General features: G+C 65.3%; 11 protein-coding genes. 1 reads left to right on the forward strand and 10 read right to left on the reverse strand.

Annotation, left to right across the window (positions count from 1 at the left end):
- Positions 1 to 61: 61 nt before the first annotated feature.
- Complete coding sequence (locus CFE42_RS18050; protein WP_004634468.1) at positions 62 to 982, forward strand: LysR family transcriptional regulator; 921 nt, start codon at positions 62 to 64, stop codon at positions 980 to 982.
- On the opposite strand, the gene recQ is transcribed toward CFE42_RS18050, so the two are convergent.
- The 10 genes from recQ to rpoB form a co-directional block, all read right to left on the reverse strand.
- Complete coding sequence (gene recQ, locus CFE42_RS18055; protein ID WP_004634467.1) at positions 979 to 2,892, reverse strand: DNA helicase RecQ; 1,914 nt, start codon at positions 2,890 to 2,892, stop codon at positions 979 to 981. The two genes, CFE42_RS18050 and recQ, sit on opposite strands and share 4 nt — an antisense overlap.
- Before the next feature lie 112 nt (positions 2,893 to 3,004).
- Complete coding sequence (locus tag CFE42_RS18060) at positions 3,005 to 3,595, reverse strand: class I SAM-dependent methyltransferase (RefSeq protein WP_004634466.1); 591 nt, start codon at positions 3,593 to 3,595, stop codon at positions 3,005 to 3,007.
- 7 nt (positions 3,596 to 3,602) lie between these two features.
- Positions 3,603 to 4,445 carry a DUF2135 domain-containing protein gene (locus CFE42_RS18065; RefSeq protein WP_004634465.1) on the reverse strand — a complete coding sequence of 281 codons (843 nt, stop codon included), beginning with the start codon at positions 4,443 to 4,445 and terminating at the stop codon, positions 3,603 to 3,605.
- A gap of 10 nt (positions 4,446 to 4,455) precedes the next feature.
- Positions 4,456 to 5,247 (reverse strand): DUF2135 domain-containing protein, encoded by a 792-nt coding sequence (locus CFE42_RS18070; protein WP_037044753.1) that lies wholly within the window; start codon positions 5,245 to 5,247, stop codon positions 4,456 to 4,458.
- 8 nt (positions 5,248 to 5,255) lie between these two features.
- Complete coding sequence (locus CFE42_RS18075) at positions 5,256 to 6,977, reverse strand: DUF2300 domain-containing protein (protein ID WP_004634462.1); 1,722 nt, start codon at positions 6,975 to 6,977, stop codon at positions 5,256 to 5,258.
- Positions 6,978 to 6,984: 7 nt separating this feature from the next.
- Complete coding sequence (locus CFE42_RS18080; RefSeq protein ID WP_004634461.1) at positions 6,985 to 11,769, reverse strand: alpha-2-macroglobulin; 4,785 nt, start codon at positions 11,767 to 11,769, stop codon at positions 6,985 to 6,987.
- A gap of 8 nt (positions 11,770 to 11,777) precedes the next feature.
- Positions 11,778 to 12,482: a DUF1175 family protein gene (locus tag CFE42_RS18085; protein WP_004634460.1), complete on the reverse strand. Its 705-nt coding sequence runs from the start codon at positions 12,480 to 12,482 to the stop codon at positions 11,778 to 11,780.
- On the reverse strand, positions 12,479 to 14,329 hold the full coding sequence (locus tag CFE42_RS18090) for a DUF2138 domain-containing protein (RefSeq protein WP_004634459.1): 1,851 nt from the start codon (positions 14,327 to 14,329) through the stop codon (positions 12,479 to 12,481). Before CFE42_RS18090 ends, CFE42_RS18085 begins: the two co-directional genes overlap by 4 nt.
- A 258-nt stretch (positions 14,330 to 14,587) precedes the next feature.
- On the reverse strand, positions 14,588 to 18,817 hold the full coding sequence (gene rpoC / locus CFE42_RS18095; RefSeq protein ID WP_004634458.1) for a DNA-directed RNA polymerase subunit beta': 4,230 nt from the start codon (positions 18,815 to 18,817) through the stop codon (positions 14,588 to 14,590).
- 127 nt (positions 18,818 to 18,944) lie between these two features.
- Positions 18,945 to 23,051, reverse strand: a complete 4,107-nt coding sequence (gene rpoB / locus CFE42_RS18100; protein WP_004634457.1) for a DNA-directed RNA polymerase subunit beta — start codon at positions 23,049 to 23,051, stop codon at positions 18,945 to 18,947.
- Positions 23,052 to 23,439: the final 388 nt, after the last annotated feature.

Consider the following 23,439-nt stretch of genomic DNA (forward strand, 5'->3'; position numbering starts at 1 on the left):
AGCCGATTCGCGCAGATTAAGGTAGCCTCTGGCGCCATATTGTTTCCATAAGTGCGCAAATATGGATCGACTCTCCGACGTGGTGGTCTTCGTGCAGGTGGTGGAGCGCGGCAGCCTGTCGGCGGCGGCCGATGCCATGGGCATATCGCGCGGTGTGATCAGCAAGGCGCTGGTGCGGCTGGAGGCGCGGTTACAGACGCGCCTGCTGCAGCGGACAACGCGGCGCCTGTCACTCACCGAAGCGGGCGCGGCGTTCTTCGAGAAAAGCCGCGAGGGCCTGGCGCTCGTCGATGCAGCCGAGCAGGCCGTGAGCGCCTTGCGCGATGAGGCGCGCGGCACATTGCGGGTGTCGGCGCCGGCCTCGTTTGCGGTGACATTGCTGGCGCCGCTCCTGGGCGCATTCCAGGCGCGCTACCCGGCCGTGCAGATCGACCTGGATATGAACGACCGCTATGCCGACCTTGTCGCAGGACGCATCGACGTGGCGATCCGCATTGGCATGTTGGAGGACTCGTCGCTGGTAGCGCGGCGGCTGGCGAATTGCGCGCACGCCATCTACGGAGCGCCATCGTATTTCAGCAAGAACGGCATTCCGCGGTCGCCCGAGGATTTGCGCGACCACAACTGCCTGGTCTACGCCAACTACGACGGACCCTATGACTGGGTGCTTACCGATGCCGACGGACAGCGCCATGTCGCGCACGTTACGGGCTCGATGCTAGCCAACAACAGCCTCGTCCTGCGAGAGGCGGCGCGTTCAGGGCTGGGCGTGTCGCTGGGGCCGGCGTATCTGGTGCGCGACGATATTGCGGCCGGCCGCCTGCAGGCGGTGCTGACGGACTACACAGCGCGGGAGGTGCCCCTGCACGCCGTCTTCACGCAGCGTGTGCACCTGCTGCCGAAGGTGCGGGCGTTTGTCGATTTTCTGGGCGACCACCTGCGCAGCACCGCCGTGATGGGGCCATTGCCGCTGTCCGCCTAGGCTTGCTCGCGGCACTTCTCCAGTACGTCGAGCAGCGCCTGGCCGTAGCGGTCCAGCTTGGCCATGCCGATACCCGGCAGCTCGCCGAGCGCCTCGCGCGAATCCGGATCGGTCTCGGCAATGCGCGCAAGCGTCGCGTCGTGGAAGATCACATACGCCGGCACGCTGTGCTCGCGCGCGGCCTGCGTCCGCCAGGCCCGCAACGCCTGCCAGCGCACCTGCGCGTCGGTGGAAAGCTCGGCGGCCGGATCGGCGCGACGCTCCTTCTTCGTCGACGATGACGACGCGCCACGCACCTTCTCGGCCTGACGGCGCAGGATCACCGATTGCGCGCCCTTGAGCACGGGGCGCGCCGCGTCGGTCAGGATCAGCGCACCATGGCCGCCGTGGTCTACCGCAAACAAACCCTGCGCGACCAACTGGCGGAAAACGCTGCGCCAAGCGGCTTCGGACAGATCGCTGCCGATGCCGAAGGTGGACAGCGTTTCGTGATGCCACTGCTTGATGCGTTCGGTGGCGTTGCCGCGCAGGATGTCGATGAGCTGGCCGGCGCCGAAGCTCACGCGGCTGGCTTGCTGGACGCGGTATGCGCACGACAGCGCCATCTGCGCCTCGCGTGTGGCATCCCAGGTTTGCGGCGGCGTGAGGCACGTATCGCAGTTGCCGCAGGGCTGGCTGCTTTCACCGAAGTACGCCAGCAGCGCCACACGGCGGCAGGTTGCGGCTTCGCACAGGCCGAGCAGCGCTTCGAGCTTGGCGGTTGAGACGCGCTTATGCACATCGTCCGCATCGGACTCGTCGATCATCCGGCGCTGCTGCACCAAGTCGGCCAGACCGTAAGCCATCCAGGCGTTGGCGGGCATGCCGTCACGGCCCGCACGGCCAGTCTCCTGGTAGTAGCCCTCCAGGCTCTTGGGCAGATCGAGGTGGGCAACGAAGCGGACGTCCGGCTTGTCGATCCCCATGCCGAAAGCGATGGTCGCCACCATCACGACGCCCTCCTCCTTGCGGAAGATCGCCTGATGGCGGGCGCGCACTTCGGAATCCATCCCGGCGTGATACGGCAGCGCGCGGATGCCCTGCTCGGCCAGCCACTGCGCGGTCTCTTCCACCTTCTTGCGCGACAGGCAGTAGACGATGCCGGCGTCGCAGGTGTCGCCGTCCATGTGCTCGGCGCGAATGAAGCGCAGCAGCTGCTGCCGCGCGCTGTCCTTCTCGACGATGGTGTAGCGGATGTTCGGGCGGTCGAAGCTGGAGAGGAAGACGCGGGAACCCGTGAGCGCGAGCCGTTCGATGATCTCGTCCCGCGTGACCGCATCGGCCGTGGCGGTGAGCGCAATGCGCGGCACCTGCGGGAAACGCTCGTGCAGCACGGAAAGCTGGATGTACTCGGGCCGGAAATCGTGCCCCCATTGCGACACGCAGTGCGCTTCGTCGATGGCGAACAGGCCGATGCGCGATCGCTCAAGCAACTCGAGGAAGCGCGGCGTCATCAACCGCTCGGGCGCCACGTAGACGAGATCCAGCCGGCCCGCCGCCAAATCTCGCTCGACCTGGGCGGCCTCGGCGCCCGTCAGCGCGGAGTTGAGGTACGCGGCGCGCACGCCGGCTTCTTCCAGCGCGGCCACCTGGTCCTGCATCAACGCGATCAGCGGCGAAACCACAATGCCGGCGCCCTGCCCGCGCCGGTGCCGCACGAGCGCCGGTATCTGGTAACAGAGCGATTTGCCACCGCCGGTCGGCATCAGCACGAGACAATCGCCGCCGTCGGCGACGTGCGCGACGATTTCCGCCTGCGGGCCGCGGAAGGCGCTGTAGCCGAACACATCGTGCAGCACCGCATGCGTCGCGGCGGCGGTGTCTTCGGGCAGCGCCTGCAGCGCGTGGTCTATGGCGGGAGAGTCGTACATCGGGACGGCGGGTGCGCGCGGTGTCACGCGCGGGCTGGGCGAAACCGCTATTGTGACAAACCCCGCCGAGGGGTGGTCAATCAGGACAGTCGGATTGTGGGCAACGCAGCGATCAGACCGTGCGCGCAACGATGCGATGGATCGTCCGCCCCGACGACTGGCTGACAGCCGCTTCGTCGAAAACCACCTCAGTGCCGGCCAGCGCCTCGCGCACGGGCGCCGCATCGAACGACGTGAAGAGCCGGCCGCGCCCATCGCGCTGGTCGGCGTCGGGCGTGACGCGCCAGCTCAGATACAGCGTGCCGCCCGCGCGCAACAACGACACCAGCCGCTGCACCGCCGCGCCAATCTGCTCGGGCGGCAGATGCATGATGACGGTCTCGCAGAGGACGTTGTCGAACGCGCCTTCGGCAATGCCGACCAATTCAGGCAAAAGCGCCTGCCGGAACGACAACCCCGGATATTGCTCGCGTGCCGCTTCCAGCAGCGCAGCAGACGCGTCGTAGCCGACCGCCGGATAACCGTTGGTGTTGAGCCACGCCACCTCGCGGCCCGCGCCGCAGCCGATGTCGGCGGTGGCGCCGCCTGCCTTGAACTCACGGCGCAGCAACGCGTACAGGTCTTCAGGCGCCGGCTGATCGCGCCACTCCTGCGCGAAGGTTTCGGCAAGGGTGTCGTAGGCGGCAACAGTCTGGGAGTCCATGGCGATCCTATTTCATCGTGAAACTGCGTAACAGCGTCAGATCGCCGGCCTTGCGCATCGGCACGACAAACGTCTGCTGGCGCTCGGACGGCGTGTTCTCGTCGGTGATGATGCTGACGGTGGCGGTGGTGATCGCACTGCCGTCATTACCGCTGCCGTAGTAGTTCACGTAGACGAGATACGTGCCGGGCACCGGCGCCGGGTTCGAATAGATCTCGGGACCATAGCCGGTGGTGACATCCACGTCCAGCGCGCCGCCGTTTTCGACCACGCGGTTACCGTACCAGGCGTGCTGCCCGTCGGGCGAGATGACATGCAGGTCGAGGTCGGTGCCGTCGGTGTCCCAAGACAGGACCACGCGCAAACGCGGACGCTGCTTGCCGGTGTAGCTGTCGTAGAACTGCACGCGCTTGGCATCGCCGCGCGCGCTGCGCACCTCGACGCTATTGCTGCCTGCGCCAAACGCATACGGACGCGAAAACGTACCGTCGGCCTCGATGCGCTGCGGCATGGCCACGCCGTTGACGATCAGCGTACCGACCGACGCGCCATCGGCGCCACGGCGGCGGCGCGGCTTGCTTTCGTCCATTGCCGCAGCAGCCTTCGGCTGGTTGCGGATGCGCCCGGCGATCATCGAGGCGACGCCCTGCCCTTGCGGCGTCGACACCGACACCGCCGGGTAATGCACGTCCTGCGTGTAGCGGGAATCGTCGCCTGCCGAATTGCGCCAGCCGTTGAGCGGCGCGGCGATCTCGACATTGCCGGCATCGGCTTGCGCGAAAACGCTACCGGCAGCCACGGACGTGGCAAGCGCGATGGCAACGGCGAGACGGAAAGTGGAAGGCGTCATGTGCGTCACGTCAGAAGCGGATCGATTTCATCAGCGCCAGCTCGCCGATCTTGCGCAGCGGGACGCTGACGAACTCGCGCCGCTCGTTGGGCGTGTTCTCGTTATAGATCAGCGTCAGTTGCGCGGTGATGAGATCGCGGTCGTGCGCCTTTTCATCGAAGTTGTAGCCGCCGGCGTTGAAGTTGCCCCAGTAGTTCACGTAGAACAGCCACACGCCCGGGCGCGGCGCGGCGGTCGAGAAAATCTCGGGGCCGGCACCGTCGACGCTATCCACGTCGAGCCCGCCGCCGTCGGAGAGCAGCGGCTGCGCCCAGAACGCGTGATCGCCAATCGGCGAAATGACGTGCATGTCGACCTCGGCGCGCGGATCGTCCCATGTGAGGACGGCGCGCAGCTTGGCCGACGTCTTGGTGGTGTCGGCCTCGTAGAACTGCAGGCGTTGGCGTGACAGGCCGTCGGCGCTGACGATTTCAACGCTGTTCGAGCCCGGGCCGAACGCCCAGGGGCGCGCGAAGCGGCCTTCGCTATCGCCATACAGCGGCATGGCATTGCCGTTGACGACGAGCACTGGCGGGCGGCGTTGCTTGCCGGCCGCGCGGATGCGTCCAGCAATGAGCGTGCGGTACTTTTGCGCGCCACGGTCCACGGGCGGCTTCGGATATGCCGCGGTGTACTGCTCCAGCTCGTTGGTCAGCTTGCTGTTGCGCCAGCCGCCGATCGGCCCTTCCAGATCGGCCACCGGCTCAGCCAGCGCCGAAGCGGCCAGCAGCAGCGCAGCAGCCCCCAGCGCCAAGCGCGTCATCCCACTCTTCACAGCAAACCCTCCCCTCGGATCAGGCGACGCGCCATCGCCTCGACAAACTGTTCGTCCTGCCCGCGCGGGTGGCGCGCAAAGGCGAGGTGCAGATATTCGTGCGTCAGCGCGATGCGGTCTTCCTCGGTCGCAAGCCGGTGCACGTAGAGCCGGTTGCGGCGCGCGTCTGCGTAGGGACGACCTTCGTGCACGACGCACACGGCGGGCAGCGGCGGTGTCTCGTAACCGGGCTCGGCACCCAAGCGCGCAGACCAACCCGGCGCGCGCGCCTGCAGCCACTGCTGCGCGCCCGCCACGGGGGAACAATCCCCCGCCACCGGGCTCTGGAACGACGTGAGCGTCGCCTGCGGCCACCACTGCGCGAGGATCGCGTCGAACCCCTGGCCGCGTTGAGCAGCGGCGCGCGCCGCGGTCCAGCTCATCTGGCCGCGCGCGCTGATGGTGCCGTGGTATTGCACGGACTGGCCCGCCAATACCAGCGTGTCGGTAAATTCGGCTGCGTTGCGTGCGGCGGCCATCGGCGGGCGCGGCAGCACACGCTGGGTGCGCGAGCTGTCGGCGATGCGGTAGCAGCCCCTGTCGCGCGAGGCGTGCTGCACGAGATAGCTGCGCGCCGCCACGGCCAACGCACGCGCAGCTTGCGGCTCGGCGAGTTCGCCTTCGCGCTCGACCACGCGCGCCACGTAGTCGTTCATGCCCAGGCGGCCGGTGATGACGGGCGTGTTGTTCTGGCGTGCGAGCGTCAACTCGCCCTTGCTCTCGATCGGCAGCGTGTTGCCGTTGACGAAGCGCACGGCGTAGCGGCCTTCCAGGCGGCCGGGAGCGACCGGTTTGCCGCTGGCATCGCGCACCTCCCGAATCGGGTAACGCGCGAAGAAATCCACCACGACACAGGCATCGTCGTCGGGCACGGGCGTCTGTTCGATCAGCGGCGTAAGGCGCGGGGCGGCAGCGGCCAGCACCTGGTTGCTCGACCCGGCACCGCCGAGCCAGACGGGCGTGGCGTCGGCCAGCCAGCCAGCGGCACCGCCGATCGACGCGCCCGGGCGCTGCGGGTCGGGCATCGTCCACGTCTTGGCGCGCAGCAGACCGCCGAAGTCCGACACCGTGCCCTCGCCACGCCCAACGGTCAGCACAGAGACGAGCGTTTGCGCGGCAGTTTCGCGCCCATCGGCCGGAACGCTGCGCAGCGCGGTGAGCAGATCGGCGACCGGCACGCGATGCGTCGGCTGCATGGCACGCAGCTCGCGCAGCCACGTGGGCGATCCGGCTTGCTGCCAGAAGCGCCGCCAATCCACGCGGTCCAGCCCGAGACGCGCCGGTTCGAAATAGCGTCCGCACGACTGGATGAGCGCGCGCTCGCGGTCGATGCTGTTGCCGGCGGTGCAGCAGTAGACCTCTTCGGGGTCGTTACCGTGGCACGTGTAGTCGGGCGTGCTGATGCGACGCGAGACGAGGTAGCTGTAGACGAAGAGCTTCCAGACGCTGCCGAGCGGTGTTTCGGTGTCGCGCGGCAACGCGGTGGCTTGCGGCACGCCGCCGGCGGGGTCAACGCTGAATTGCCATAGCTTGGCGTCATCGCCTTGCAACGCTGCATATCGCAACGATGGAAGTGACTGGCCCACCGGCGCAGCGATGGCGTGCCCGGCAAGCGCGCAGGCGCCGGCGGCCCAGAGGACGCCGGTCAGCACACTGCGCGCGAGCGGGCGGGAACACATCGCCAGGTCACTCCACCTTGAACGGATAGCTAGCCGTCTTGCCGTCGCCCTGGAACGCCTTGGCTTCCGGCTGGTACATGCGGAAGTAACGCACCGGAGGCAGTGCAAAGCGGCCGGGCAGCGAGAAGCGCACCAGCTGGCGCAGCACGGTCGGGCGCTCCAGTGCGGGCACCGGCTGGTTATACGAGAGCTGGCCCATTTCATATGCGGCCTTGCGCTCGAACGCCTGCGCGCCGTTGCCTTCGTTCGGCTCGCCCTTCAGGCCGTCGATCTGGATGCCCCAGGTGGTGGCTTCCACTTCGGCGCCCGGCGGCAGCGGCACTTCGACCAGGCCGTAGCGGTACGTGCCCTGGCGCGGCGTCAGCACGACCTCATCGACGTAGAGTGCGTTGCTGTCGAGTGTGTCGCCCGGCTTGACCGGCTTGGCGGTAAAGGCGATGCCGCTGCTGCTGGCGCCGGCCGCCGGCTGCTTGGGCGCTTTGGGGTCCGGCTTGGCCGGTGCCGAATCGAGTGGCTCCAATCGGTACAGCTTGCGCTCCACCGTGATCGGCAGCTTGGAGGCCTCAGCCGCGCGGCTGCGGTACGACACGATGGCCGATTGTGTGGTCACGTCGGTCGGAGCCGCCGTCAGGTCCAGCGCGGCGGGGGCTTGTGCGCCGGTCCAGCGCCACGTCGGCACACCAACCGGAGAGCGCGTCGCCTGCCAACCGCCCGCAGAGACGGCCGGCTGGATGGTGGCAACGCTGGCGCCTTGCAGGCCACCCAGACCCTTCTGCAGCCAGACCAGCGCGACAGCGCGATCCATCGTCGGCAGGGCCGCGCTGGCGCGGGCCAGCAGCGGGGCCGGGTCGGCAGCCGAGCGCCCGCCGCCCATCAGCAACAGACTCTGCACCAGCGGCGAGGTGTTGGCAGCCAGCGCACTGCGTGCAGCAATCTCGGCAGAGACCAGCGCTTCCGGCACCGGCTGACCAATCTGGCGCATCAGCTGTGCCGTCAGCACCGTCGCGACCTGGCGCCCGCGCGGCGAATCCGGCGCCACGAAGATCAGGCTGTCGCCCGCTGCGGGGTCGGCATCAGCCGTGGCCTTGGCCGCCTTGCCGCCACTGGGCGCAAGCTCGTTAGCCACGCCTGAGAGCGGCGTCGCCACCGGCAGGCCCATCTCATTGGCAAACCACAGCGCCAGCGCGCGGTGCAGCAGCGGCTCGTTCTGGCTGGTGCGCTTGTAGGCTTCGAGCACCTGCTTCCAGTTGTCTGCCGGCAGGCTGATGCCGACCGAACGGCTGGCAAGCCAATCCGCGTAATACGCATACGACGTGATCAGCGCGCTGCTGGTGGTCAGCTCGCCCCACCAGCCGAAGGTGCCGTTGGTGCCTGCCAGCAGTGCGAGACGCTGGCGTTGCGTGCGCAGCAGCGCGTCGACGCCCTGCGTGCCGGCCGGACCGCCATCGCCCAGGCGCGTGCCGGTGGCTGCCAGACTCTGCTGGGCGAGTGCCAGTGGGATCAGGCGGCTGGCCGTCTGCTCGGCGCAACCGTACGGATATTCGATGAGGTCATCGGCCACGCGAGCAAACTGGCTGGCGGTGTTGCCGACCACCCGCAGGCGCACGTCGCGCGCATCAGCCGGCAGGCCAAGCGGCAGGCGCGAGCCCTGCAACTGCGTGAGCGGGACGACGTTTTCACGGTCGGCCAGCCAGCCCGTTGCATCCAGCTTGAGCGTGGTCTGCAGACGGTCCGAAACCTTGTCGTCCTGCTTCAGCTCGGCGTTCACGACACCCGCCTGCAGCGCCGTGACAGGCGCGCGCAGGTAGTTGGCGCCGCGCTTGAGCGTCACGCGCTGGTTGATGTTCAGGCCAGCGCCCGAGACGATCCAGTCGGCGGTGATGTCCTTGTCGGTCTGGTTGAAGGCGACCATGTCCAGGCGCGGCTGATCGCTTTCGCGGAAGCGTTGCGGGCCCGTCCATTTCAGGTACAGCGGCTTGTCGGAGCGGATGCTCGCCGTGCGCTGGCCAACGATGCCGTCCGATGCGCCGGTGGTGGACACCGCGCGCACCGTGATGCGCCAACGCGCCAGCGAATCCGGCATCTTGAACGTCATGCGGGCGCGGCCGTCAGCGCCGGTCTGCAGGTTGGCGACCCAAGCGGCGGTGTCCTGCTCGTCGCGGCGGGGCCGCTCCAGCACCTTCACGCCGCGCTCGTTGTGGCGGCCATATGTGCCGCCCGGCTTGCCCGGCAGCGAGGCGAGCGCCAGGTCGTAACTGATGAAACTCTGGCTCGACGTGGTGCGCACGCTGTTGCGGCGGGGGTGGTAGAAGAAATCGACGATGCTGGGCGCCACTTCGGGCTGCAGCACGTAAATCATTTCGTCGACCACCGACACGGTCAGGTTGGCCGGCACGGGCTTGCCCGCCAGAGCGCTGGTCAGGTCCAGCGTGACGGTCTCGCCCGGCGCGTAGACGGCCTTGTCGGCATGCACGCCCAGGTCCAGCGTCGGTTGCGTGACGACGATGCCGGCGTTCTGGAACACCATGTCGCCATCGCGCACGTATAGCACCGAGAACGTCATGTTCGGCGCGAACTCCGCACCGATCTTGATGCGGGCGCGGTACTGCGACGGCGTGACCTTCTGCAGGCTCAGCCATTCGCCGCCGCGCGTGAGCAGCGCGTGGTGCTCGACCTTGTCACGTTCGAGCGTGAGCAGCGCATCGTCCACCGGCAGCGGGAACGTGATCAGCGCTTCGGCCGTGTCGCCAATCTGGTAGCGATCGCGGTCGAACACCATTTCGATGTTGCCCGGCACAGTCTGCACGCCATCGCCGGCCACCCAGTGGCTCGATGCGGCAAGCAGGTTGCCGGCCGCATCGCGCACCGACAGCGTGTACGAACCCGGCTGGTCGAACTTGACCGGGAACGTGGCGTTGCCCTTGGCATCCGGCGCGAGCGTGCCTTCGGTGCGCGTGCGCGTTTCCAGGCGCACCAGATCCCACTTGGCGGGCGGCGCGCTGGCACCGCTTGCGCCACCGACAACCGGCATCGGCGTGAGCGTGAACGAGACGCTCTGCCCCGGCGTGGTGAAGTTCGACGTGGTCGACAGCTTGTACGGCGTGGCGCCGCGCGCGATCAGCAATTCGCGCGTGACCTTCACGCGGTACGCCGCGCCGTCGTTGGCAAACACGGTCACCACGTAGCGGCTGGGCTCCTTGGCGGCGGGCAACTCCAGCTTGGCGTTGCCGTCACCATCGGTGGTCAGCTCCTGCTGCTCCAGCTTGACGGGGAACAGGCCCGCGTAACGCAGTTCGCCCTCCACCATCGTCACCTGTTGTGCGCGCAGGTTGACCGACACCTTGCCGTTCTTGACCGGCTTGCCGTCCGGATAGCGCAGGCTGATCTTGCCCTTGACCGCTTCACCCGTGCCGTAGCTCGCCTTGTCCAGCGACAGGTTCACGTCAAAGTGCGGCTTGATGTATTCGGCCACGCGGAAGGCGCCGCCGTATGTGCTGCCGTTGTAGTCGCAGCGCAGTGAGTAGCCGCCGGCCGGTGCGTTGGACGGCAGCGTAAAGTGCGCATCGGCGCCCGTCTCACCTGCGAGGCGCGTGGTCGTTGTGGCCACCGGCGCACCATTCGGGTCAAGCACTTGCAGCTTGATGTCGCCGGCCGCCGGCACGGTCGATTCGATCGCGTTCTTGAAATTGCGGCCGATGAACTTGACGCTGACTTCGTCGCCGGGGCGATACAGCGGGCGATCGGTAAAGGCGTACAGCTTGGTGTTGTAGATCTCGCTGTCGTAATAGAAATTCTCGGAGATGAACACGCCGCCCGCGCGGTCGCTGCCGATCACGTAGCTGCGTTCGGGCGACACGTGGCGCAGGTCGGCCGTGCCGTCGGCCTCGGTGGTGCCGGAAGCGAGCACGCCTACGCCGTCGGTCCAGTTCACCGATGCACCGCTGACCGGCTTGCCGCTCTTGCGCTCGGCCGTCCACACCATCATCCCTTGCGAAGTGCCCTTGGTGACGGCCACGGTGTCCGACACAAACAGCAGCGTGTGCGCACGGTACGCGCCAATCACGGCTTCAACGATGTACAAACCGGCGGGCAGCTTGCCAACCGGGATCATCACGTTGCCGGCGTTCTGCGGCATCCATTCGCTGCTGCTGCCCTCGAGCTTCACGTCCTTGGGCGGTGCGATGGGCTTGGCGTCCCAGATCGGGTAGCGGAAGCGGCCCAGCAGTTCGTAGCCCTTGAGCGGCGCGTACTGCGGGTTGTTCGAGAAGCGCGTGGGCGCGGTCATCTGGTCGCCCATGCTGAACTGCGGCGCGGTCTCCACGGCCTTGCTGCGCGTGGCGAACGACAGCACACGCTGCCAGGCGCGGCGGGCTTGGCGCGTCCAGTTGTCCCACAGATAGGCGAGCGTGTTGGCCAGGCCTTCACCCGTGTAGTTGGCCTTGACGTCGATGCGGTGCAGGTTCTTTTGCGCCTTCAGAAATTCCAGCGGCTGCGGCACGCGGTAGACGAGGATGTCCGCGCCGCCGTAGCGGGACAGTTCGTCCTTGTACTCGCGGCCCGGCGCTTCAAGGCGGACCATCGCTTCCTGATCAGTCCCGTAGCTCGCATCCGAGAGCAGGAAGAACGGCTGCCCCTTGAACGGCTCGTAGCCGCTGCCCGGCACGTCGAACAGCGTTGGGTTCGGCGCTTCCTGCGCATCGGCCGCGTGCGCTGTCGACACCGAAGCGACCAACGCCAGCACCGTCACGCAGACGGCGGCAACGAGATTGAACGACAGCCAACGGTTGCGCATGAGTTTTTCTACCGTGTCAAAAAGGCCAGACGAAACACGCCGATGAAGTTGGGGTTGCCGCTCTGCGGCTGCCAGCGCGAGTCTTTCCATTGCATCAGTTCAGAGACCGGGACCGCGCGCAGGCCGTTGTCGGTGCGGGTAACGGTGCCGGTGTGGTAGGCGATGTAGCGATCCATCCAGATCATCAGATGCTGGTCGTCGCCTTGATCGAAGAAGAGCAGATCGCCAGGGAGCGCCTGGTTGACGTCCTTCGCAATGAATCGGCTGTTCTGCTGGATGAGCCCGAGCGCCGACACATACGCGCCGGTGCTGCCGTCGAAGCGCGCCCACCGCTGCGTGAGCGTGCGCTGGGCGGGCGTGAGATTCAGCTCGGGCGGCAGTTGCCGTGTGGATTCCGCATCGCGCATGCCGTTGGCGCGCAGCCAGCGGGCGTCGTGCGTGCGCAGCGCCTCGCCGGCGGCAAAGCGCACCAGCCCGGCACAGTCGCGGTGCGTCCAGCGCGGCGTCGGGCCCTGGCGGAGCTGCTCGTTGACGATGCGCACGAACCACGCACGGAACATGCTGGATTGGTCCGGCGTGAGCGCATCGGCATCCGCGGGCGCCGTATCGGCCCAGCCTGACAGCCCATGCACAGACGGAGCGAGCAGGCTGGCTCCCACCGCCGTCAACCAACGGCGGCGGTTCAACGCAGCGGCCTGGGCGCGCAGCGTCATTGCGAGCTGGTGCTGTCTTGGGAAGCGGGCGCCACCGCCGTGGCCGGCACATCCGCCGACGGCCCTGGCGATACCGCTGCGTCAACCGCCGCCGGCGTGCCATCTCCGCCGGCAGGCAGGCCGCGCCCGCTCGACAGCCACGTCACCGGCACCCAGCCGCGCGACGACAGCACACCGCCATCCAGCGCCAGCGACACCGGCGCGTACCCCGACAACGCCTTGAGCTTGGGAAACAGATGCGTCTGCGCGGCGTTGAGGAACACCGCTTCCTGATCGGCGGGCAGCGCGGCACCGGCTTCGCGGCGGACGAGCGGCGCGAGCGACGCGGGCGTCATCGTCAGGACGATGCGATCGGCCTTGTCCTTCGGCAGGCTATCCGCCACCGCCGGGAAGCGCTTGGCGAGCACCGCCAAGGCGTCTTCGACGAGGCGCGCGTCCGGCGAGAACACGACCACATCGCCCGCAATCGCCAGCGTGACGGGGAAGTAGCGATCCGACGACAGTTGCGCCGCAAACGGTGCGCCCGCCGATTGCGCGGTACCGTAGCGCGCGCTCACCGGGCGCTGCCACAGCGTGGCGTTGGCGGGCCCTTGCTTCATCGTCACCGGCAGGCGCTTGTACGGACCGGACTTGTCGTCGGCCTGCGCCTTGGCTTCGTATGACCCAACGATCTGGCCAAACAGCGCGCCGAGCGCCGGCTTGACCGCCTCGGCCTGCGACGCCGACGACAGCTTCGCCACGAACAACGGCGCCACCAGCGACGACTTGCCGTACCAGCACGCAGCGGCTGGCCCTGCAAACGCATCGCCGACGTGCGCGGCGGCTTCGCTAATCTCCTTGGCGTCGCCGGCCACGGACTTCAGCAGCGTGCCGGCGGCCTTCCAGTCGACCGGCAGTGTCGCGCACGCGGCAGGATCAGATGGCAACGCGCGCCAAAGCGCGGCGTTGTCCCACTTTGCCGACAGCCGCGCCGGGTCGATGAGCGCGGCGCTCTGCCAGCCGTTGCCCGCGCCGTCCTTACCCGATCCGAAGTCGAAACGCAGCGCTTCAATGCCAGGGAAATACTGCTGATAACCGAATGACAGATAGTTGGCGCTCACCACAACGTGATGGCCCGTCGGCTCCTGCGCGGGCAGCGCGTACGCCGTGGCTTGCACGTTGCGCTTGCCGGCATCGTCGGAGAACAGCGCCGCCAGCGCGTTCGCCTGCTTGGCAATCGGCTTGCCGTCCTTGTCCAGCAGCATGCCCGGCTCGGACAGCGCGATCAGCCGGTCGCCCTTGCTGGCAATCAGGATCGAACGCGTGGCCGAAAGCCTGAGCGCGTAGACCGGCGCGCCCGAATCGCCCAGCCCATCGGCGACCTTGCTGAGCTGCGCATCGCTCGTCGCCACGGTGGCGACGGCTTCCAGCGCCTTGGCCAGGCCGTTGCGCTGCATCGAGAGCACCCAGTAGCGCAGCTTGTCGTCCGGGCCCCGCCACAGCATCACGCGCGCGGGCTCGTCAAACACGTGCTTGAGCACGGTCTCGGCCAGATCGAGCTTCTGCTCGTACGCCAGGCGGCGCAGCGCACCGGCCACCGAGAGGCGGTCGTCGTTGCCTTCGTAATAGGCGACGAAATCTTCGGTCAACACATCGCGCAGCAGCGGCACGCGCAGCACGTCGCGCGGCAGTTGCGACAGGCTTTGGCTGTCGATCAGGGCGTCGGGATAGGTCAGATCGAGCTGGACCTGGCGGGCGTGCAGCGCGCGTGTACGGCCAAACGGGTGCCAGACCATCTGCACCACCGCCGTGCCGGCAACGACCAGGGCGACCGCACCAACGGCGATCTGCTTGCGTGTGAGCTTCATGGAGGAATCGTCGGCAAGGCTGGAGGGGCCGGCGACTTGCTGGAATCTGCTCCGCTGGAGGGCGCGTAGATTGTAAAAAGTGCCGGTCTATAACCGGGAAATCATAGCGGTTGGCATGTTAAGGCGGGTTAACGTCTCAAGAAAATACGGAACCGACAGCACCAGTGTTGTTTGGCGTCTGCACACGGCGCCTTGGCGAAAAGCGGACAAAAAAAGCCCGGCACATGGCCGGGCTTTGATGGTGTTGCTTGCGTTCGCTTACGCGTCGCCTTCTTGCTGAACGGCAGGCGTTTCGAAGATCGAAGCGGCTTCTTCTTCGGCAATCGCTGCAGCGCGGTCGCGGTCGGCTACTTCCTTCGCCTTGCGGGCGCGGTGGTAGGCCAGGCCGGTACCGGCCGGGATCAGACGGCCAACGATGACGTTTTCCTTCAGACCACGCAGGTCGTCGACCTTGCCCATGATGGCGGCTTCGGTCAGCACGCGCGTGGTTTCCTGGAACGACGCCGCCGAGATGAAGCTGTCGGTCGACAAAGATGCCTTCGTAATACCCAGCAGCAGGTTCTCGTAGGTCGCCGGACGCTTGCCCAGCGCGATCACCTTGTCGTTCTCGTCGAGCAGGTCCGAACGCTCCACCTGCTCACCCGGGATGAAGCGGGTGTCGCCGGTGTCAACGATCTGCACGCGGCGCAGCATCTGACGAACAATCACTTCGATGTGCTTGTCGTTGATCTTCACGCCTTGCAGACGGTACACGTCCTGCACTTCGTCGACGATGTAGGTCGCCAGCTCTTCCACGCCCTTCAGACGCAGGATGTCGTGCGGGTCGGCCGGGCCTTCGACGATCATTTCGCCCTTGTTGACCACCTGGCCGTCGTGCACCAGCACCTGCTTTTCCTTGGCGATCAGGAACTCGTGGGCGTTGCCGTCGAGATCCGTAATCACCAGGCGCTGCTTGCCCTTGGTGTCCTTACCGAACGAAGTCGTACCGGTGACTTCCGCCAGCACGGCGGCGTCCTTCGGCGAACGGGCTTCGAACAGCTCGGCCACACGCGGCAGACCACCGGTAATGTCACGCGTCTTCTGCGATTCGGTCGGGATACGTGCGAGCACTTCACCAACGTGCACTTGCTGACCGTCCTTCACGGTGATCAGCGCGCCCACCTGGAAGCCGATGGTCACGGAGTGGTCCGTGCCCGGGATCTTCACTTCAGCGCCCGACGAGTCGAGCAGCTTCACCTGCGGACGGATGCCCTTCGTGGCAGCGGTACGACGCTTCGCATCGATCACCACCAGCGTCGACAGACCGGTCACTTCGTCCATCTGCTTGGCGACAGTCACGCCTTCTTCGACGTTCTCGAACTTGATGGTGCCCGAGTACTCCGAAATGATCGGACGCGTCAGCGGATCCCACGTGGCGAGTTGCGTGCCGGCCTTGATGGACTGGCCATCCTTGACCAGCAGCGTCGCGCCGTACACGATCTTGTGGCGCTCACGCTCGCGGCCGTGGTCGTCGGTGATCAGCGCTTCGCCCGAACGCGAGATGACGATCTGCTCGCCCTTCGCGTTGGTGACGTAACGCATGGTCGCCGTGAAACGCACGGTACCGGTTGCCTTCGCTTCCACGCTCGATGCCACTGCCGCACGCGATGCCGCACCACCGATGTGGAACGTACGCATCGTCAGCTGCGTGCCCGGCTCACCGATCGACTGCGCAGCGATCACACCCACTGCTTCGCCCGAGTTCACCAGCACACCGCGGCCGAGGTCGCGACCGTAGCACTTGGCGCACAGGCCGTAGCGCGTATCGCAAGACAGCGGCGTGCGAACCTTCACCTCGTCCACGCCCAGCGCGTCGATCAGGTCCACCATGTCTTCGTCGAGCAGCGTGCCGGCCTCGATCGCGGTTTCCTGCGTTTCCGGGTTCACCACGTCGTTGACGACCACGCGGCCCAGGATACGGTCGCGCAGGGCTTCAATCACTTCACCGCCTTCGACCAGGGCCTTCATGGCCACGCCGTTGGAGGTGCCGCAATCGTCTTCCACCACCACCAGATCCTGCGTCACATCGACCAGACGACGGGTCAGGTAACCCGAGTTCGCGGTCTTCAGTGCCGTATCAGCCAGACCCTTACGTGCGCCGTGGGTCGAGATGAAGTACTGCAGAACGTTCAGGCCTTCGCGGAAGTTCGCGGTAATCGGCGTCTCGATAATCGAGCCGTCCGGCTTGGCCATGAGGCCACGCATACCGGCGAGCTGACGGATCTGCGCTGCGGAACCCCGTGCGCCCGAGTCGGCCATCATGTAGATGGAGTTGAACGACTCTTGCTTGACGGCCTTGCCGTTGCGGTCGACCACGTCTTCGGTCTGGAGCTGCTCCATCATCGCCTTGCCCACCTGGTCACCAGCGGCGCCCCAGATGTCCACGACGTTGTTGTAACGCTCCTGGTCCGTCACCAGACCCGACATGTACTGCTTGTCGTATTCCTTCACCTTGGCGGCTGCCTCGGAGATGATCTTCTCCTTGGCCGGCGGCACCAGCATGTCGTCGATGGCGATGGAGATACCGGCACGCGTTGCCAGGCGGAAGCCCGACTGCAGCAGCTTGTCAGCGAAGATCACGGTTTCGCGCAGACCACACTTGCGGAATGCCGTGTTGATCAGGCGCGAAATTTCCTTCTTCTTCAGCGGCTTGTTCAGCACCGAGAACGGCAGACCCTTGGGCAGGATCTCCGACAGGATCGCGCGGCCAACCGTCGTGGCCTGCAGCGTGATCTTCGGTGCGAAGCGGGCGTCGCCGTCGGCTTCCGGGTTCACCAGCTCATACTCGGTGATCCGCACGTTCACGCGCGAAGCCAGTTCGACTTCCTTGTTCTCGTAGGCGCGGATCACTTCCGAGATGTCGGCGAAGGTCATGCCCTCGCCCTTGCCGTTGATCTTGTCCCGGGTCGTGTAGTACAGACCCAGCACCACGTCTTGCGACGGCACGATCGACGGATCGCCGTTGGCCGGGAACAGCACGTTGTTCGACGCCAGCATCAGCGTGCGCGCTTCCATCTGCGCTTCGAGCGACAGCGGAACGTGAACAGCCATCTGGTCACCGTCGAAGTCGGCGTTGAACGCCGCGCAGACCAGCGGGTGCAGCTGGATGGCCTTGCCTTCGATCAGCACCGGCTCGAACGCCTGGATACCCAGACGGTGCAGCGTCGGTGCGCGGTTCAGCATCACCGGGTGTTCGCGGATCACCTCTTCGAGGATGTCCCACACCACCGGCGTCTGGCTTTCCACTTCCTTCTTCGCTGCCTTGATCGTGGTGGCGATGCCCATCGTTTCCAGCTTGTGGAAGATGAACGGCTTGAAGAGTTCGAGCGCCATCAGCTTGGGCAGGCCGCACTGATGCAGCTTCAGCGTCGGGCCCACCACGATAACCGAACGGCCCGAGTAGTCCACGCGCTTGCCCAGCAGGTTCTGACGGAAACGGCCGCCCTTACCCTTGATCATTTCAGCCAGCGACTTCAGCGGACGCTTGTTGGCACCGGTCATCGCCTTGCCGCGACGGCCGTTGTCCAGCAGCGAGTCCACTGCTTCCTGCAGCATGCGCTTTTCGTTGCGCACGATGATCTCCGGCGCCTTCAGCTCGAGCAGACGCTTCAGGCGGTTATTCCGGTTGATCACGCGGCGATACAGGTCATTCAGGTCCGACGTGGCGAAACGGCCGCCGTCCAGCGGCACCAGAGGACGCAGCTCGGGCGGCAGCACCGGCAGCACTTCGAGGATCATCCAGTCCGGCTTGATGCCCGAACGCTGGAATGCCTCGAGCACCTTCAGGCGCTTGGCGAACTTCTTGATCTTGGCTTCCGAGCCCGTGGCCTGCAGCTCGGCGCGGATCGTCTCGATCTGCTTCTCGATGTCGATGCCGCGCAGCAGCTCGCGAATGCCTTCGGCGCCCATCATGGCGACGAATTCGCCTTCGCCGTATTCGTCGCACTTGGCCAGGTAGTCGTCTTCCGACATGATCTGGCTCTTCTTGAGCGCGGTCATGCCCGGCTCAACCACGACGAATGCTTCGAAGTACAGCACGCGCTCGATGTCGCGCAGCGTCATGTCGAGCACCATGCCCAGACGCGACGGCAGCGACTTCAGGAACCAGATGTGCGCGGTCGGCGCAGCCAGTTCAATGTGGCCCATGCGCTCACGTCGCACCTTGGCCAGCGTCACTTCAACGCCGCACTTCTCGCAGATCACGCCACGGTGCTTCAGGCGCTTGTACTTGCCGCACAGGCACTCGTAGTCCTTGATCGGGCCGAAGATCTTGGCGCAGAACAGACCGTCACGCTCAGGCTTGAACGTACGGTAGTTGATGGTCTCGGGCTTCTTGACTTCGCCGAACGACCACGAACGGATTTTCTCAGGCGACGCGAGGCCGATCTTGATCGCGTCAAACTGCTCTTCTTGCTGTACCTGACGGAATAGGTCGAGCAATGCTTTCATTCCAAACTCCTTGAGTTTGAGGCTGGCGCCCTGGTGTGACCCAAAGGCGCCGGCCCTAAATCTTCGTCAATGGCTGCTGTTACCAGGGCATGGCGATGTTGCCGCCATGCCCTCACCGCATCGGCGCTTAGTTGCGCTCGAGGTCGATGTCGATACCCAGCGAGCGGATTTCCTTCACCAGCACGTTGAACGATTCCGGCATGCCGGCATCAATCGAGTGCTCGCCCTTGACGATGTTCTCGTACACCTTGGTCCGGCCGTTCACGTCATCCGACTTCACGGTCAGCATTTCCTGCAGCACGTAGGATGCGCCGTACGCTTCGAGTGCCCACACTTCCATTTCACCGAAACGCTGGCCACCGAACTGGGCCTTACCGCCCAGCGGCTGCTGCGTCACCAGCGAGTACGGACCGGTCGAACGCGCGTGCATCTTGTCGTCGACCAAGTGGTGCAGCTTGAGCATGTGCATCACGCCCAGCGTGACCGGACGCTCGAAGGCTTCACCGGTGCGGCCGTCGAACAGCGTGACCTGTTGTTTGGAAGCGGTCAGGCCCTTCTCCTTCGCAATGTCTTCCGGATAGGCGAGGTCCAGCATGCGGCGGATTTCGTCCTCATGCGCACCATCGAACACCGGCGTCGCGAACGGCACGCCCTTCTTCAGGTTCTCGGCCAGCTCGAGGATTTCCGCGTCGGACAGGCTGTCCAGATCTTCAACCTTGCCGCTCTCGTTGTAGATCTGACCCAGCAGCTTGCGGATCTCGGCAGCCTTGGCTTGCGCCTTGAGCATGTTGCCGATGCGCTCGCCCAGACCGCGTGCGGCCCAACCCAGGTGGGTTTCGAGAATCTGACCCACGTTCATCCGCGAAGGCACGCCCAGCGGGTTCAGCACGATGTCGGCAGGTGTGCCGTCGGCCATGTACGGCATGTCTTCGATCGGGGTGATCTTCGACACAACACCCTTGTTACCGTGACGGCCGGCCATCTTGTCGCCAGGCTGCAGGCGACGCTTCACGGCCAGGTACACCTTGACCATCTTGATCACGCCCGGCGGCAGTTCGTCGCCTTGCGTGAGCTTCTTGCGCTTCTCTTCGAACGCGAGGTCGAAGTCGTGGCGCTTCTGCTCGATGGCAACCTTCACGGCTTCCAGCTGCAGCGCGACTTCGTCTTCTGCCGGGCGGATGTCGAACCAGTGCCACTTGTCCAGATCGGCCAGGTATTCCTTCGTGAGCGCGGTGCCCTTGGCCAGCTTCTTCGGGCCGCCGTTTGCAATCTTGCCCACCAGCAGACGCTCCAGACGCTGGAAGGCATCGCCTTCCACGATACGCAGCTGGTCGTTCAGGTCCAGGCGGTAGCGCTTCAGTTCCTCATCGATGATCGACTGGGCGCGCTTGTCACGCACCACGCCTTCACGCGTGAAGACCTGCACGTCGATCACGGTACCGCTCATGCCCGAAGGCACGCGCAGCGAGGTGTCCTTCACGTCGGACGCCTTCTCACCGAAGATCGCACGCAGCAGCTTCTCTTCCGGCGTCAGCTGGGTCTCGCCCTTGGGCGTGACCTTGCCGACCATCACGTCGCCGGCTTCCACTTCTGCGCCGATGTACGTGATGCCCGATTCGTCCAGGCGAGCCAGTTGTGCTTCGGCCAGGTTCGAGATGTCGCGCGTGATTTCTTCCGGTCCGAGCTTGGTGTCGCGAGCAACGACCGACAGCTCCTCGATGTGGATCGAGGTGTAGCGGTCTTCAGCCACGACGCGCTCCGAGATCAGGATCGAATCCTCGAAGTTGTAGCCGTTCCAGGGCATGAACGCGACCAGCATGTTCTGGCCGAGCGCCAGCTCGCCCATGTCGGTCGAGGCGCCGTCAGCAATCACGTCGCCGCGGGCAACAACGTCGCCCACCTTGACCATCGGACGCTGGTTGATGTTCGTGTTCTGGTTCGAACGCGTGTACTTGATCAGGTTGTAGATGTCCACGCCGACTTCACCGGCGACGGCTTCGGCATCGTTTACGCGGATCACCACACGGTTCGCGTCAACGTAGTCGACCACGCCGCCACGGGTTGCCTGCACGGCGGTACCCGAGTCCACTGCCACGGTGCGCTCGACGCCGGTACCCACCAGCGGCTTGTCCGCACGCAGGCAGGGCACGGCCTGACGCTGCATGTTTGCGCCCATCAGTGCACGGTTTGCATCATCGTGCTCGAGGAACGGCACCAGCGAAGCTGCAGCCGACACGATCTGCGACGGTGCCACGTCGATGTACTGCACGCGGTCCGGTGTGACCATACGGGTTTCACGCTCGCTGCCTTCACGTGCGGAGACCAGTTCGTCAATCAGGTTACCGTCCTTGTCCAGCGTCGCGTTGGCCTGCGCCACCACGTACTTGCCTTCCTCGATGGCCGACAGGTAATCCACCTGATCGGTCAGCTTGCCGTTTTCAACCTTGCGGTACGGCGTTTCGAGGAAGCCGTAGTCGTTCAGTTGTGCGTACAGCGCCAGCGAGTTGATCAGACCAATGTTCGGACCTTCCGGCGTTTCGATCGGGCACACGCGGCCATAGTGGGTCGGGTGCACGTCACGGACTTCAAAGCCCGCACGCTCGCGCGTCAGACCGCCCGGGCCCAGGGCCGAAATACGGCGCTTGTGCGTGACTTCCGACAGCGGGTTGGTCTGGTCCATGAATTGCGACAGCTGCGACGAACCGAAGAACTCGCGAATCGCCGACGAAATCGGCTTCGAGTTGATCAGGTCGTGCGGCATCAGGTTTTCCGTCTCAGCCTGGCCCAGACGTTCCTTCACGGCGCGTTCAACACGCGACAGCCCGGCACGGAACTGGTTTTCTGCCAGTTCGCCGACGCAGCGCACACGGCGATTGCCGAGGTGGTCGATATCGTCGACTTCGCCCTTGCCGTTACGCAGGTTCACCAGCAGCTTGATCGTGTCGAGGATGTCCTCGTCGGTCAGCACCATCGGGCCGGTACCGCTCGAGCGGTTCAGGCGGCTGTTGACCTTCATGCGGCCAACACGCGACAGGTCGTACGAGTCTTCGCTATAGAACAGACGCTGGAACAGTGCTTCAACGGCGTCTTCGGTCGGCGGCTCGCCGGGGCGCATCATGCGGTAGATGGCGATACGCGCGGCGGTCTGGTCGGCGGTGTCGTCCGTGCGCAGCGTCGCCGACATGTACGGACCTTGATCCAGGTCGTTCGTGTACAGCGTCTGGATTTCCTTCACGCCGGCGTCACGCAGCTTCTCGAGCACGCCTTCGGTCAGTTCGTCGTTGGCGTTGGCCAGGACTTCACCGGTGTCCGGGTCGACGATGTTCTTCGCCAGCACGCGGCCCAGCAGGTAGTCTTCCGGCACGCTGATCAGCTTGGTGCCCGCGGAATCCAGGTCGCGGATGTGCTTGGCGTTGATGCGCTTGTCCTTCTCGACCACGACCTTGCCGTTCTTGTCGGAAATGTCGAAGCGAGCGACTTCACCGCGCAGACGCTCGGGCACGAATTCCATCAGTGCGCCTTCCGTCTTGAGCGTGAAGTTATCGAACACGAAGAAGTGCGCCAGGATCTGTTCCGGCGTCAGGCCAATGGACTTCAGCAGGATCGTCACCGGCATCTTGCGGCGGCGGTCAACGCGGAAGTAAAGGATGTCCTTCGGGTCGAATTCGAAATCGAGCCACGAGCCGCGGTACGGGATGATCCGCGCCGAGAACAGCAGCTTGCCCGAGCTGTGCGTCTTGCCCTTGTCGTGCTCGAAGAACACGCCCGGCGAACGGTGCAGCTGGGACACGATCACACGTTCCGTCCCGTTGATCACGAACGAACCGGTGGAGGTCATGAGCGGAATTTCGCCCATGTAGACTTCCTGCTCCTTGATCTCCTTGACCTTGGTGGGATTCTCGCGGTCGTTGATGATCAAGCGCACTTTTGCGCGCAGCGCCGAGTGGAAGGTCAGACCACGCTGCTGACATTCCTTGACGTCAAACGGCGGGTTGGACAGGTGGTACGACACGAACTCCATGCGTGCCAGACCATTGTGCGACACGATGGGGAAAATGGCGTTGAACGCCGCTTGCAGACCTTCGCTCTTGCGTTGTGCAACAGGAGCGTTCTCCTGCAAGAACTGGGCATACGATTGAATCTGGGTGGCAAGCAGGAAGGGAACCTGATGAACCGTTGCGCGTTTCGCGAAACTCTTGCGAATACGCTTCTTCTCGGTAAAGCTGTACGCCATGGGATCTCCGAATCATCGCAAGTGCGCGCGACGGACTTAAGGCGATAAGGCACGCCTGACACTTGAGGTGTTCAGCGACTGGTGACGGGATTTGGCGGTTGGCCGCTACCAACCTCTGGCTGACGGTACTGCGCGCGCCACCCGCACATGAGCCCATGGAGCCCATGCTACGGACGGGGGAGCACCCGACCAAACTTGCCTTCTGCAGTCGGTTCAGAAGACAAACATCAGCGGACTGCGAACTGCCTAGTGTGCCACTGATGTTTGGCCTCTGCTGGCCTTGTCCTGGCCGGCTGCCGGAAAACCCGGCAAAGAGACTTCAACGATACTTATAGCGTGATTGCGGGATCGCTCAACAATCGGCCCCACAAGCGCAAAAAGGCTGGCG

Origin of the sequence: Ralstonia sp. PBBBR1 (assembly GCF_002256165.1) — a bacterium.
Taxonomy (GTDB): domain Bacteria; phylum Pseudomonadota; class Gammaproteobacteria; order Burkholderiales; family Burkholderiaceae; genus Ralstonia; species Ralstonia thomasii.